The sequence below is a fragment of the Ochrobactrum sp. WV_118_8 genome (assembly GCF_039631535.1).
In the GTDB taxonomy this organism is placed as follows: domain Bacteria; phylum Pseudomonadota; class Alphaproteobacteria; order Rhizobiales; family Rhizobiaceae; genus Brucella; species Brucella anthropi.
Window position 1 is genome coordinate 911,424 of sequence record NZ_JBDIUZ010000001.1, and the last position, 13,761, is coordinate 925,184.

Below are 13,761 nucleotides of genomic sequence, written 5' to 3' on the forward strand. Positions count from 1 at the left end.
ATCTTTATCCCGAAACCGGTCCCATTTTCGGGAGACAGGCTCTAGAAGGTGAGGCTCAGGGCTTTCAAATCGGAGCTCAGCTTGTCCGCATCTGTAAAATGCACGGCCTGCCAGCCAGCCTGTCTGGCGCCATCCACATTGTGCATCGTGTCATCGATGAAAAGCGTTGCCGCGGGATCAAGGTCGAACGATGCAACATGATGATCGTAGATTTCGCGGTCGGGTTTCAGCATATGGATGTCGCCCGATACGGTGACGCCCCGACTTTCGGTTAGAAAGGGAAAGCGAACCTGTGCTTCGCGGAAAGTGTCTGAAGCGAAATTCGTCAGCATGGTGACGTCATTGCCATGGCCTATCAGGCCGCGCAGAATTTCGACGCTGTCCTCGTACGCATGGGGAACCATGCGGTTCCAGTTTTGCCGGAACGCACGAATATGATCGCGTTTCTCGGGATATGTATCGATCAGGAGTGCTTCTGCTTCCTGCCAGCTTCTGCCGCGATCCTGCTCGATATTCCATGCGCTGGTGCAGATGTTTTCCAGAAACCACCGCCGTTCCGAAGCATCGGGAATGACGTCGAGATAAGCAAGTTCAGGATCATAGTGGATCAGAACTCGGCCAATATCGAAGACTACATGCTTGACGGGACTGCTCAATGGTTTCTCCTCCCTCGTTTGAATGCTTCTGGTATGGCGGCGATGATCGCCTTTTTCATGACGGTGGGCAGCGCCTCATCGGAAAGCTCGTCTGGCCGTGACCACCATCCATCCGTAGACGCACTCTTGCTGACATTCTCGGAGCGATAGACCGACAATCTCAGTTCGAAATGTGTAAAAACATGCGTGATTGAACCGGAAACGTTCCATTGTGCCGGGAATGGTGCTGCAGCGATTGTTGCATCTCCGTCGATACGCGCCGTCCAGTGGCTGCCCGGAACTTCGGTCATTCCGGCAAGCAGGCCTTCACCTTTCCGCTTGCGCAGGAGAATTGAACCATCCCCCGCAATGGCGATGAATGCCGCCCCGGTGCGAATTGGCTTTTCTGCCTTGGGGGCCTTAACCGGAAACTCCTCCGGATCGCGTGATTTGAGAGCCAAGCAATCATCGTTGAGCGGGCAGATTGCACAGGCTGGCCGTCGTGGCGTGCATATGGTTGCGCCCAGATCCATCATGGCCTGAGCAAAGTCTCCCGGTCTGTCGATGGGCGTCATTTGACCCATGAGTGCGCGGATTTCAGCTTTTGCAGCGGGCAGGGGCGTGTCGATTGTGTAGAGCCGCGAAATTACACGCTCCACATTGCCGTCGACGACGGCAGCCGCCTCGCCAAACGCGATTGCGGCGATCGCCGCCGAAGTGTAATCGCCGATGCCCGGCAGTTCCTTCAGTGCAATGGCATTGTCTGGAAACTTGCCATCGTGCTGTAGGGCCACGGCGTTGGCACATTTTTTCAAGTTACGTGCACGCGAATAATAACCGAGCCCGGCCCATGCACGCAGGATATCGTCCTCACTCGCCTTTGCCATGGCTTGAACGGTGGGCCAGCGTTCTACGAATTTCACGAAGTAGGACTTGACCGCCTCCACCGTCGTCTGCTGAAGCATAATCTCGGAGAGCCAGACGCGATAGGGATCGGGTTTGACGCCGAAGGCCTGTTCGGACGGGCTCACGCGCCACGGCAGAACGCGATGGTGCCGGTCATACCAGCGCAGGAGCTTTGTGGATTGATTGGAATTGGTAGAATTCAGCATGAGAAGGACATCGGTTAACAGTTGGGCAGCATTCTGATTAATGCCTTATTTTTAGAATTGATAGAAACAACGCTGTGCATAATAGATCCTAGCGCATAGAAGTCTCACCGTGGGCCTTCTGATGTGCTCGGTTGGAAAGAGAATAAGTGGACCATTCTGTACCTGTCTATGTCATCAATCTTGCGCGGTCACGGGATCGCTGGGACAGGCTGAAGTCCAATGCGGATGCGCTTTCGATCGATCTGAGGCGCGTGGAAGCTGTTGAGGGAAAACTTCTGTCCCCGGAAGAACTGACGGATTTCGATGATGCAGGCTTTCGTCGTTGGCATGGTAAAACTGTACTGCCCGCAGAAATTGGTTGTTATTTCAGCCATATCCAAGTGCTGGAGATAATAGCCGCAGCACCTGAATCTTTTGCGGTCATTGTGGAAGATGACGTAATTTTCACTCCTGCTTTTCAACCGTTCCTGACGTATTTGACAAAGGTGACGGGTTGGGATGCGGTTAAGCTCGTGAATCACAGGACGGCTGCCTTCCGCCCATTTCAAAAAGCCGGTGATCAGTTCTCCATAGGTCGCTGTCTGCATGGTCCGCTGGGCAGTTCAGCAGCATATGTCGTAACCAGGGAAGGTGCGTCGAAAATGCTGAAAGCGCTCCGGCCCATGCGACTGCCTTATGATGTTGCATTGGAACGCGGGTGGGCTGGTGCGTATCAGGTTTTTACGACCGACAAGCCGGTCGTTGAGTTTTCGGATATTGCGATTTCTACGATCGCTCAGGGGCGTTCTGCCTACGCCAAGAAGCGTTTACCTGTATACAAAAGGATAACTACCCTTCTGTTTCGAGCAACTGACTATGTCCGACGAATCGCCTACGCTCTTGATAAGAAGGGCTTAAGAGAGGGCAGAGATTGAGTTATTTTAAAAAGTCTTTTCTCCTGCGGCGCCGGATAGATTCCTGGGTGCTCGGGATAGCGTCGGCCGCGATGCCCATTCGCATCGGTTTTGGACCGCTGATACTTTTCGTCTTTTCATGCATTGGTATTTATCTCGCCTGCGGACGTCATGCGACGACACGTATGTTCGCAAAAAAATTCTATCTTTTCATCGTCTTATATGCTGTCTGGTCGTTAGGCTTGATCCTGTTTCGCGGCGAGCCTTTCCACGATAACCGGCAGATCGGCTATACTCTGCTGATCACCATTTTCGCTTTTGCCGGTTCCGGAATGGTGCTTATCCGTGATCCACTGCGAGCCTATGTCCTTGGCGCACGCGTTGGAACGCTGCTTGCCGTCATTATCGCGGTCTGCCTTTCTATCGTCGACGGTGGACGCATTGGCATTGGCGGCAATCAGGCCGTTTTCGCATTCGTTGCTGGGGTAGCGGCGATCTCTGCTGCGATCCCGCTGCGCAACACATCACGCTACTTGCCGAATGGTCCGCATTGGCTGGTTCTCGGGTTCGCCGCTGTTTTGACCTCTGAAACACGTGCAGTCATTGTGGTGTTGCCGATATTTGTCGCTGTGGAAATCCTCATCTTCCTGAAGCGTTTCAGCATCAGGCAACAGGGCGCGGCTTACGCAATACTGTTTGCCGCAACAGCGGCTCTGGTCGTTGTCGGCCCTGTCGGAAGCATCATTTCCAAGCGTTTTTCTGGAATGGTCGAATATTACGATACCGGGCGTGCCGCTGACTGGGAAGACAAGATCTCAGCCGATATCCGCGAAGTCATGTGGAAAAGTGCGTCTCGTGTTATTGCGACCCATCCGTTTACAGGTGTCGGCTCCTATTCGAAGATGGATTTCGTAAAGGCTGAGGCTGGCGATAAGGCTACGATGCTGAACGGCTTCCGTCACGTGCACAACACGATTCTCGATGAACTGCTGAACGATGGCATTGTTGGTCTTATCTTCATGGCCGGCGCATTTATCTCGATCTTCGTCTATCTGTGGCGGACCGCCGATAGTTGGGCGATGCGGCGAGCATTAATTTATTTCGCTGTTATCTGTGGCAGCTACGGCATGCTGCACAATCCGCTTTTGCACGAGGTGACCATCGCCTCGACCATGTTCTTCCTCGCAGCACTGAATGCGGCTGCATCGCGACGAATGATGGCTGCGCGCCGCGCAGGTCTCATCTCGTATATTTTTGGAAAGAAATCAGCCGCATGAAAGCCATTGTAACGGGCGCAGCCGGATTTATCGGGTTCCACACGGCGCAACGACTGCTGGATGAAGGCTGGCAGGTCATCGGCATAGACAATGTGAATGACTATTATCCGGTTGCCCTGAAAGAAACCCGGCTCTCCAAACTTCATATGAGGGAAGGCTTCAGGTTTGCAAAGGCGGATATTTCCGATGCGGAAGCGTTCAATGCGGCAATCGGTGCTGATCGGGATGCAGATATCATCGTGCATCTGGCAGCGCAGGCGGGTGTGCGATACTCCATTGAGAACCCCACCGTCTATATCTCCGCTAATGTGCAGGGACAGGTCACGGTCTTCGAAACAGCGCTCAGACTGGATAAGCGACCGCCTGTCGTCTATGCCAGTTCATCGTCGGTCTATGGCGCGAATGAAAAGGTGCCTTTCTCCGAAAGCGATCCTGTCGATCATCCCGTCTCGATCTATGCCGCGACAAAGCGTTCGGGCGAATTGCTGGCCTACTCCTACCGTCACGTGCACAAGCTCCACTCTGCGGGCTTGCGTTTCTTTACCGTCTACGGTCCCTACGGGCGGCCTGACATGGCGCCATGGCTGTTCACGTCCGCGATCCTCAAGGGTGAGCCGATCCGGGTGTTCAATAATGGTGAGATGCAGCGGGACTTCACCTTCGTGGACGATATCGTCAGCGGTGTAGTCGGTGCGGCACGGCGCATACTCGACAAACCGGAAGATACCGCACCTGTTTATAATCTCGGCAACAACCGGCCCGTAATGCTGAACGATTTCATTGCTGCAATCGAGAAAGCGACGGGCAAGGAAGCAATCCGTAAGCTCGAACCCATGCCAGCTGCCGACGTGCCGCGTACTTACGCCGACATCACGCTTGCTGCTGGCGATCTTGGCTTTAGCCCGAAAACGACACTCGATCAGGGGATTCCTTTGTTTGTCGAGTGGTTTCGCGGCTATAATGGAGCGCGATGAGCGAACCAGCATCCAGACGCGGTTTCAGGCCGCTGGCAGACATGGCTTCGGGTCTGGTGGATCCGATGCTGCAAAAGCGTGCCGGTATCAATCTCGCTTTGCTTCAGTCGTGGGAAGATATAGTCGGCCCTGCAATCGGTGCAACGTCACGTCCGCTGCGCATTATCTGGCCCCGTCGTCTGCATGAGGATGATCCGTTTTCACCTGCAACGCTGATTATCGCCTGTGAAGGCTTCGCAGCCCTGCAAGTTCAGCATGAAACAGGGGAAATCATCAGCCGTATCAATGGCTTTCTCGGCTTCTCGGCAGTCGGGCGCATTCGCATCGAACAGAAGCCGCCGGTTATTCCAGCCAAGCGTCGGATAAAAAGGCTGGCTCCGCTTGGTCCAGCGGAAGAACGCCGCATCGACAAGGCCACGGACGGTATTGAAGATGACGCGCTCCGCGCAGCACTGGCGCGTCTTGGCAAGAACATTCTCGCAGAGAAGCGGACAATCGGTCGAAAAGACGGTAAGGACAGCTGAATTCGGCTTGCTGCCATAAAATTGATGCAAGCTTTCAGCAGTTTGAACTCGGCACTCCAATTGATTGTCGCAAATATGAAGACAAAAAACGCAAGGTGCTGACTTTCATGTGAACGCTGCGGGTCTAGCGAAGTGCGATCTGCCGCTTTAGATTGTATGTCGAAGTCAACTATTGAAACAGGACTGGATGATTCGGATGCCTGCAGCGTTTAATCGCAGACACGTTATTTCTCTCGCCGGAGCAGCGGCTGCCGGGCTGGCGTTTGCCGGTGGTGCGAATGCGCAGCAGCGCGATCCTGAAGGCACCGTTGATGCGGCCAAGATTGCCGAACCCGGCAAGCTCAAGGATATGGTCTATGGCAAGGCTGACGCGCCGGTCACCATCGTTGAATATGCATCGCTGACCTGCCCGCATTGCGCAGATTTCACGATCAACACATTCCCGAAAATCAAGGAAAAATATATCGATACGGGCAAGGCACGGCTCATCTTTCGTGAGTTCCCGTTCGATCCGCGCGCGACTGCCGCTTTCATGCTGGCGCGCTGCGCACCGGAAGACCGTTACTTCCCCATGGTCGACGTTTTCTTCAAGCAGCAGCAGCAGTGGGCGACCGCCGAAGATGGTGAAGCAGCTCTCCTGCAAATTGCAAAACTTGCCGGTTTTACACAGGAGTCCTTCAAGGCTTGCTTGACGAACCAGCAAGTTCTCGATGATGTGAGAGCGACGATGGAGCGTGGGTCGAAGGATTTTGGTGTGAGTGCAACGCCGACTTTCTTCATTAACGGACAAAAATACGCTGGAGCGCTTTCGGTTGACGAAATGTCGGCAATCATCGACAAGCTTCTCTGATCCGGTTTTCAGATCGAAAAGCGGGCGCTCTTCTGCGCCCGCTTTTTGCGTTTTTGAGATAGAGCATTTCCAGCAAAAGTGCGAAGCGGTTTTGCGTGGGATAATGCGTACAAACAATGAGCTGGAGCGGTTCCACCACCCGGTTTTAACAGGCACCGCTCTCGCTGCAGGAGGGGCATTCTGATGCGCTTCTCCAGGCTGCGCCTTGTCGGTTTCAAATCTTTCGTCGAGCCCATGGAGTTCGTCATCGAAGGCGGGCTGACGGGCGTTGTCGGCCCGAATGGCTGCGGCAAATCCAATCTGGTCGAAGCGCTGCGCTGGGTGATGGGTGAAAACTCATACAAGAACATGCGCGCCTCCGGCATGGACGATGTGATCTTTTCCGGCTCGGCCACGCGGCCCGCGCGCAATACTGCGGAAGTCACGCTTTTTCTCGACAATTCTGACCGCACCGCGCCTGCAGCTTACAATGATGCGGACGAATTGCAGGTCTCTCGCCGCATTGAACGGGAGTCGGGATCGGTCTATCGCATCAATGGCAAGGAAGCGCGCGCCAAGGACGTGCAACTTCTCTTTGCGGACCAGTCCACCGGCGCACGTTCACCGTCGATGGTCGGGCAGGGGCGTATTGGTGAGCTTATTCAGGCAAAGCCTCAAGCCCGTCGTGCGCTTCTGGAAGAAGCGGCTGGCATTTCGGGCCTGCATACGCGCCGTCATGAGGCCGAGCTGCGCTTGCGTGCTGCTGAAACCAATCTCGAGCGTCTGGACGATGTGGTTGGCGAGTTGGGAAGTCAGATTGAAAGTCTGAAACGTCAGGCGCGTCAGGCGAACCGGTTCAAGGCACTTTCCGCAGATATTCGCCGGGCGGAAGCCGCACTTCTGCATTTGCGCTGGTCGCAGGCAAAGATGCAGGAAGGCGAGGCGCAAAGCGCCCTGGCGCAGGCAACCTCGGCTGTCGGTGACATGGCGCAAGCCCAGATGAACGCGGCGAAAGTACAGGCGGTCGGCGCACACAAACTGCCCGAACTGCGTGAAGCTGAAGCGAAAGCTGCGGCTGCATTGCAGCGTCTTTCCATTGCCAGAACGCAGCTTGATGAGGAAGGCGAACGTCTTCGTGCCCGCCGGGCAGAGTTGATAAAGCGTCTTGAGCAGCTTTCCGCCGACGTCGCGCGCGAAGAAGAAATGATGCGTGAGAACGCCGATATTCTGGCGCGTCTCGATGACGAAGAACAGGAACTGATCGCTGCCGCCGAAGAATCCGGCGAGCGCGATCAGGAACTGCATGCACTGTTTGAGGAAGCGGAAGTTCGCTTGCAGGACAGCGAGAACGCTTTGTCCCGCGTTACGGCTGAACGTGCCGAAGCTGCCGCAGAGCGTGTGCAGATCGAGCGGGCATTGAAGGAAACACGTGATCGTCGTGACCGTCTTTCTGTCCAGATGGAAGCGATCGAGCGCGACATCGCTGCTGTCGCGGAACAGATCGGTGGCCTGTTCGATCCTGCGGAAAAGCGCATCGTGGTCGACAGTTGTATGGAAGCGCTGGCATTCGCCGAGGAAATGGTTGCCACCGCGGAGGAGCTTGTTGCAAGTGCGCGCGAAGCCGAGGCCGCCAGCCGCCAGCCTATGAGCGAAGCGCGCACGGAGCTGAACCGTATCGAAACGGAAGCGCAGACGCTGGCCCGCATTTTGAATGCCAGCGAAACGGGACAATTTCCGCCGGTGGTGGAAGAACTGCGTGTCGAGAAAGGCTATGAAGTAGCACTTGGTGCGGCACTCGGCGAAGATCTTGATGCGGCCAGCGATGAACACGCACCGGTCTACTGGGCTTACAATCCCGCAGCCAATGCCGATCCCGCTCTGCCCGACGGCGTGACACCTTTGGATCGGCTGGTAGAAGGGCCGCAGCAATTGCGCCGTAGGCTGGCACAGGTCGGCGTTGTCTCGGAAAGTGAAGGCAAGCGCCTGCAAACCATGTTGCGGCCCGGCCAGCGGCTCGTCAGCAAGACTGGTGCGCTCTGGCGCTGGGATGGTTATACAGCGAGCGCCGATGCGCCGACCCCGGCAGCCCAGCGACTGGCACAAAAAAACCGGCTGGCGGAGCTCGAACAGGAGGCGATTGCCGCGCGCAAACGTGCCGAGCAGGCTGAGCAGGATGTGCAGCGAACCGAAGCCGGCGTCCGCGAGGCGGTCGAACAGGAACGCGTCGCGCGTGATCAATGGCGTGCTAAGCAGCGCAAGCTTGATGAAGCGCGTGAGGCTCTGGCGGCTGCTGAGCGTGCAGCAGGCCAGTTGGCAACACGCCGTGCCGGTCTGGAAGACAGCAAGGCACATCTGAAAGAAAATCTCGAAGAAGCGCAGATCCGTGTCACGGAAGCCGAAGACCGGCTTGACGCAATGCCGGATATCGATGCGATTGGCGAACGCCTTGCCGCATTGAGCAGCGAAGTCATGTCGGACCGCACTGCTCTGGCCGAAGCGCGCGCTGCTTACGAAGGGCTGCGGCGCGAGGCCGATGCCCGCAAACGGCGGCTGGAAATGATTGCGTTGGAGCGCCGCAATTGGAAAACCCGCGCCGAAAATGCGGACCGTCATATAGCTGCTTTGAATGATCGCCGTGCGGAAACGGCAGATGAGGCCGAGGTGCTTGCCGAAGCGCCTGACGAAATCGAGGGTCGCCGCCGGGCACTGTTGAACGAACTTTCGCAGGCCGATGCCCTTCGAAAACAGGCTGGCGATATTCTGGCCGAGGCTGAGGCTGCACAGGCGGAACTCGACAAGACGGCGGCCCTTGCTATCCAGCAATTGGCAGCAAGTCGGGAACAGCGTGCGCGTGCCGAAGAACGTCTTGCGGCGGCGGAAGAGCGGCGCAAGGACGCCGAAGCCCGTATTGCCGAAGCTTTGAACTGCCCACCGCATGAAGCTATCCGCCAGACAGGTTTAGGGCCGGACGAAGCTTTGCCTGATCCTGACCAACTAGAACGCCAGTTGGAGCGGTTGAAGATCGATCGCGAGCGGCTCGGGGCGGTTAATCTGCGCGCCGATGAGGAACAAGAAGAACTGTCCGGACGTCTGGGCATCATCGTCTCCGAGCGTGAGGACGTGATTGAGGCGATAAAGAAACTGCGCCAGGCAATCCAGAGCCTCAACCGTGAGGGACGCGAACGCCTGCTGGCTGCGTTCGACGTGGTGAATGTGCAGTTCCAGCGTCTGTTCACGCATCTGTTTGGCGGCGGCACGGCTGAACTGCAATTGATCGAAAGCGACGATCCGCTGGAAGCCGGCTTGGAAATTCTGGCCCGCCCGCCTGGCAAGAAGCCGCAGACCATGACACTGCTTTCCGGCGGCGAGCAGGCACTGACGGCCATGGCGCTCATCTTTGCTGTGTTCCTCACCAATCCGGCACCGATCTGCGTACTCGATGAAGTGGACGCACCGCTGGATGACCATAATGTGGAGCGTTACTGCAATCTGATGGATGAAATGGCGGCTTCGACCGAAACGCGCTTCGTGGTCATCACGCATAATCCGATCACTATGGCGCGCATGAACCGTCTCTTCGGCGTGACGATGGGTGAGCAGGGCGTGAGTCAGCTTGTTTCTGTGGACTTGCAGACGGCGGAACGGCTGCGCGAAGCGGGATGACGATCATAAAACCTTCAGAGCTAACAGCATGGGCGACAATTTCGGCCGCGTAAATCACTGGATGGTGTAATGTCCTAGCGCCACTAATATCCGCCAGGCTGCCATTGCTGACGGAAACGTTGATCGGTCGCGACGGCACGGGCCGGAGACATCATCAGATCGGCAATCTGAGCTTGAATATCGGGAAACGGCTCGCGCGCAAGGGCGATATCCGTGCGGCGCGGAACGGCGTCGTCGCTGAGCTGATCTGAAGAATACCATCGAGACAAAAATTGTAAGATTGGTCTGGATGGCGCAGACGATTGACTGGGCGTTTCTGGAAAAGCACTTCGGGGAAGTTTACAAGGATGGTGGTGGCCTGCCACCCTGACGCGGCTGATGGCAGGACCTGCAATCCTCAAGCACACCTTCAACCTGTCGGATGAGGCCGTCTGCGCCCGTTACCTCGACAGTCCTTATTTCCGTGTGCCTTGAGCTGGCGTTTGTGTGTGCCGGCGCAACTGTGTTGAAGTTGGGAGTGGGCCTCCCGAAGCCGACCTGCAGGGGCCGGCTTCAAACCACTCCATGCTGCTTCGTTTCAAGAGACGTGGTGATGAGCGATGGAGAAAAGGCGGTGCGCGACGCCTTTAGGTGTGTGGCGAGAAGATGAGCGAAAGCGAACCGCTGACGACATATCGAAATGGGCTCAGACTCAGTCAAACCAGAACAAGGTTATCTTTGAGCAGGACGCAGAGGGTGGGATCGAACATCGGACCTGAACCTGGACGTCGGTCTCCTGATAGATGCACTTGCGGGTCGTCTGTCGGAAGAAAGTTCGAAAGCCCGTATGCCAGAGTTCGCCGATGCAGTACGTGATCCGATGTGCGAGGAGGTCGCGCAGAGGAATGGACAGCCGCATGAGAGGTAGTTGTTACCCGCGGGGCGGCAATCATCTGCGCGCATCCACGCTCGATGCGGCACGAAGTTTGAGGAGACCTGTACCATGGCCAAAATTGAATATCTCATGCCCCGGGGACGGTGACTGTGGTTCAAGAGGCTTTGCTTGACCCCACGAGGCTTGAGCTCAATGCTTCTCAAGAATGATAGCTCGTCGTGGATAGTGTATTCACTTTTAGGCCAACAGCCTTGCGCAGAGCCTCATTCATGCGGCTCTGCCAACCTTTGCCAGTAGCCTTGAAGCGTTGAACCACATCCTGATCGAGCCGGATCGTAACCGGTGTCTTGGGATCGTCGATACGCGGTCGGCCCCGAATGGCCTTCTCCATCTTGGCGGCCATTTCCGGGAGGGCTTCTTTGAAGGGTTTTGCCTTGGCAAGTTGTTCATCGGTGGCTTCTGGCGCATCAGGATCACTTGCGATCATCTTCTGGATTGCTGCCTCTTCTTCCTGAGTGAGAGGGCGCTTAGAGGAAAATTTGATACCCATCATAGCTTCCTTTCCTTTTGGCTTGCTGGACGCATGGAGATAACGGAGAGGGCTTCCGAACCAATCGGCTTGAAGACGACGACGATAATGATCTGACCGTTGAATTCGCCGATTGCCATCAAGCGATCTGCCTTGGTAGGGAAGACCTTGGCCGACAAGAAGAATTCTAAATGCAAGTGTTGAGTTTCAATTGAGTTTGAACCAGTTTTCCATTTCGCTCTGATCCAATTGCGAGACAGATACCATTGTGTTTTCAAGAGCATGAATTCAACTGACTGGGACATGGTCAAACGGAAAACTGGTTCAATTTGAGATGAAATTCAACAGAATATTGTTACGAACCTTTTGCGTGTGCGCGCCCATGATAGTATCGATCGTTATTTTAGAGCGCTTACCTTAACTTAATGCTTATTTAAGCTAAGGGCCAATTGCTTAAATAACACTGCGCCCGCATAATTGGGCATGTCCGAATCAGATTCTAACCTTCGGCTAGGCCGCTTCGTCAAGACCCCTGTTGCGGGCGAAATCGTGCGTGCCTTCGTGCCGCCTTCGTGCCGCCTTCACTGCCGCCCGAACCGCCGATCGACGTGCTGGCCCTTCTGGAGCGGCTAGGCCTGGCCGAACGCGCGTTGGGTCGTCTGGACGGGATCACGATGTTGCTCCCGCGTCAGGAGCTGTTCCTCTACATGTATGTAAGGAAGGAGGCCGTCCTTTCATCCCAGATCGAAGGCACACAATCGACTCTTTCGGACCTGCTCCGCTTCGAGACCGAGGCGCAGGTCGGCCAGCCGATTGACGACATCCGCGAAGTCTCGAACTACGTCGATGCGATGATGTATGGGCTGGAACGGCTGGAGGAGCTACCGCTGTCACTGCGTCTGATCCGCGAGATGCACGAACGCTTGCTACAAAGCGGACGCGGCGGGACGAAAAATCCCGGCGAGTTTCGACGGTCTCAGAACTGGATCGGCGGCTCACGTCCCGCCAACGCGCTGTTCGTACCGCCGCCGCCGACCGAGATGGACGATTGCCTCGATGCGCTTGAGCGCTTCATGCACGAGGACGGCTCCCGTCTACCCGCTCTCATAAAGGCCGGACTGCTGCATGTCCAATTTGAGACCATCCACCCGTTCCTTGATGGCAATGGCAGGATCGGCCGCTTGCTGGTGACGTTGTATCTCTGCGTCAACGGTGTGCTGCGCAAGCCACTCCTCTATTTGAGCCTGTACCTGAAAACGCATCGCGCCGACTATTACCGCCTTCTTCAAGAGGTGCGCGAGCACGGGGCGTGGGAAGCCTGGCTCGATTTCTTCCTTACCGGAGTTGCGGAAACGGCCAATCAGGCGTTCGAGGCCGCTACCCGTATTGTTGATCTGTTCAAGGAAGACCGCGAGCGGATTACGACAGAGAGCGACCGGGCAGGCTCCGCACTGCGTATCCACGATTTGTTCCAGCAGAACCCGTTCCTGACGGCCAACCAGCTCGTCCAACAAACAGGGCTTTCGGCTCCGACCGTGAATGCGGCACTCGCCGATCTGGAACGGTTTGGCATCGTTGAGGAAATCACCGGGCGCAAACGGGGGCGCGTGTTCAGTTACCGGCGATATCTCGCCATCTTGAGCGAGGGAACCGACCCGCTCCCCATGACGGCTTAAAAGGGGAGCCCGTGCCGATAAAAACTACATCCGCCGCACAATTCGCGACCGCCTTCACTTGGCGTTTTCCTTGGACTGGTATTCGTCAAACAGTGCCATGATCTGTCGCATCATGACATGCATGGGGTCATCACCCATTTCCTGTGTGATCGAAACCAGCTGAGCCGGGAGGAAATCCGGCAGGCAACAGGGTATGGTCTTGAGGACGTCGCTGCGGTGATGCGTGCGCTCGCCACCATTGCCGAAGGCGTCGATATTTCGTTTCGCACGCGGCCCATGCTGTCGGATGTCGCGGACGAAATGGTGCTGGAAGCTGCATTGAACGGGCAGGCGGAGGCCATCGTGACGCACAATGTCAAGGATTTCCGTCCGGCACTTGGACTGGGTATGACCGTGATAACACCGGGAGAGATCGTCAGGAGACTGAACACATGACGCAGACCCAACGCTATAAATATCCGCTGCAACTTCCGCAATCCTTGAAGGAGACCGCCGCGCGTCTGGCGCAGGAGGATGGTGTGTCGCTCAATCAGTGGATCATTTCCGCCGTCGCACAGAAGATCGGGGCCGTGGAGACGGCCAGCGAATTCCTCAAGGCACGTGCGGGTACGACGAAACGCGGTGCTCTGACAGGCTTTCTGGACAAAGCGCCGGATGTTATGCCCGTGCCGGAAGACAAGATGTGATGCAATGATGTGCTGGCAGGCATCTACGGTGAAAGCCTTTTTTGCTTGCTTGAGGGGGCCGGAACGAAGCCGCCCCTCAAGGCCGAGCC

13 protein-coding genes and 2 pseudogenes are annotated in these 13,761 nt (G+C 56.2%); 11 read left to right on the forward strand and 4 right to left on the reverse strand.

The genetic code is table 11. From position 1 onward, the window contains the following. Positions 1-41: 41 nt before the first annotated feature. Both ABDF71_RS04315 and mutY read right to left on the reverse strand, forming a co-directional pair. The gene (locus ABDF71_RS04315; protein WP_012090867.1) at positions 42-656 is read right to left on the reverse strand and encodes an HAD family hydrolase; all 615 of its coding nucleotides are present in this window, start codon (positions 654-656) and stop codon (positions 42-44) included. Beyond that, positions 653-1,747: an A/G-specific adenine glycosylase gene (gene mutY / locus ABDF71_RS04320; protein WP_151615803.1), complete on the reverse strand. Its 1,095-nt coding sequence runs from the start codon at positions 1,745-1,747 to the stop codon at positions 653-655. Before mutY ends, ABDF71_RS04315 begins: the two co-directional genes overlap by 4 nt. Before the next feature lie 146 nt (positions 1,748-1,893). Between mutY and ABDF71_RS04325 the strand changes: the two genes are divergently transcribed. The 8 genes and pseudogenes from ABDF71_RS04325 to ABDF71_RS04360 all read left to right on the forward strand — a co-directional run. Next, complete coding sequence (locus ABDF71_RS04325) at positions 1,894-2,661, forward strand: glycosyltransferase family 25 protein (RefSeq protein ID WP_012090869.1); 768 nt, start codon at positions 1,894-1,896, stop codon at positions 2,659-2,661. 71 nt (positions 2,662-2,732) lie between these two features. Further along, positions 2,733-3,917 carry an O-antigen ligase family protein gene (locus ABDF71_RS04330; protein WP_235824451.1) on the forward strand — a complete coding sequence of 395 codons (1,185 nt, stop codon included), beginning with the start codon at positions 2,733-2,735 and terminating at the stop codon, positions 3,915-3,917. Further along, positions 3,914-4,891, forward strand: a complete 978-nt coding sequence (locus tag ABDF71_RS04335; protein WP_012090871.1) for an SDR family NAD(P)-dependent oxidoreductase — start codon at positions 3,914-3,916, stop codon at positions 4,889-4,891. Before ABDF71_RS04330 ends, ABDF71_RS04335 begins: the two co-directional genes overlap by 4 nt. Next, on the forward strand, positions 4,888-5,415 hold the full coding sequence (locus ABDF71_RS04340; protein WP_012090872.1) for a DUF721 domain-containing protein: 528 nt from the start codon (positions 4,888-4,890) through the stop codon (positions 5,413-5,415). Before ABDF71_RS04335 ends, ABDF71_RS04340 begins: the two co-directional genes overlap by 4 nt. A gap of 196 nt (positions 5,416-5,611) precedes the next feature. Continuing rightward, positions 5,612-6,265, forward strand: coding sequence for a DsbA family protein (locus ABDF71_RS04345; RefSeq protein ID WP_010658427.1), 654 nt, complete (start codon positions 5,612-5,614; stop codon positions 6,263-6,265). A gap of 183 nt (positions 6,266-6,448) precedes the next feature. Next, positions 6,449-9,907 carry a chromosome segregation protein SMC gene (smc, locus tag ABDF71_RS04350; protein ID WP_151615802.1) on the forward strand — a complete coding sequence of 1,153 codons (3,459 nt, stop codon included), beginning with the start codon at positions 6,449-6,451 and terminating at the stop codon, positions 9,905-9,907. Between the two features lie 104 nt (positions 9,908-10,011). Next, complete coding sequence (locus ABDF71_RS04355; protein ID WP_158304318.1) at positions 10,012-10,158, forward strand: hypothetical protein; 147 nt, start codon at positions 10,012-10,014, stop codon at positions 10,156-10,158. A 29-nt stretch (positions 10,159-10,187) separates the two neighbouring features. Next, positions 10,188-10,372 (forward strand): annotated as a pseudogene (locus ABDF71_RS04360) (transposase); the annotation flags it as partial. Between the two features lie 608 nt (positions 10,373-10,980). On the opposite strand, the gene ABDF71_RS04365 reads toward ABDF71_RS04360, so the two are convergent. Together ABDF71_RS04365 and ABDF71_RS04370 are read right to left on the reverse strand one after the other, a co-directional pair. Beyond that, positions 10,981-11,331 (reverse strand): BrnA antitoxin family protein, encoded by a 351-nt coding sequence (locus ABDF71_RS04365; RefSeq protein ID WP_151615841.1) that lies wholly within the window; start codon positions 11,329-11,331, stop codon positions 10,981-10,983. Then, positions 11,331-11,615 (reverse strand): BrnT family toxin, encoded by a 285-nt coding sequence (locus ABDF71_RS04370; RefSeq protein WP_158304319.1) that lies wholly within the window; start codon positions 11,613-11,615, stop codon positions 11,331-11,333. Before ABDF71_RS04370 ends, ABDF71_RS04365 begins: the two co-directional genes overlap by 1 nt. Positions 11,616-11,793: 178 nt before the next feature. On the opposite strand from ABDF71_RS04370, the pseudogene ABDF71_RS04375 reads away from it, so the two are divergent. The 3 genes and pseudogenes from ABDF71_RS04375 (at position 11,794) to ABDF71_RS04385 (ending at position 13,672) form a co-directional block, all read left to right on the forward strand. Beyond that, positions 11,794-12,986 (forward strand): annotated as a pseudogene (locus ABDF71_RS04375) (Fic family protein). 117 nt (positions 12,987-13,103) lie between these two features. Beyond that, a complete protein-coding gene (locus ABDF71_RS04380) occupies positions 13,104-13,421 on the forward strand; it encodes a PIN domain-containing protein (protein ID WP_012090878.1) in 318 nt (105 codons plus the stop codon). Then, complete coding sequence (locus tag ABDF71_RS04385; RefSeq protein ID WP_125301843.1) at positions 13,418-13,672, forward strand: toxin-antitoxin system HicB family antitoxin; 255 nt, start codon at positions 13,418-13,420, stop codon at positions 13,670-13,672. Before ABDF71_RS04380 ends, ABDF71_RS04385 begins: the two co-directional genes overlap by 4 nt. The last annotated feature ends 89 nt before the right edge of the window (positions 13,673-13,761 follow it).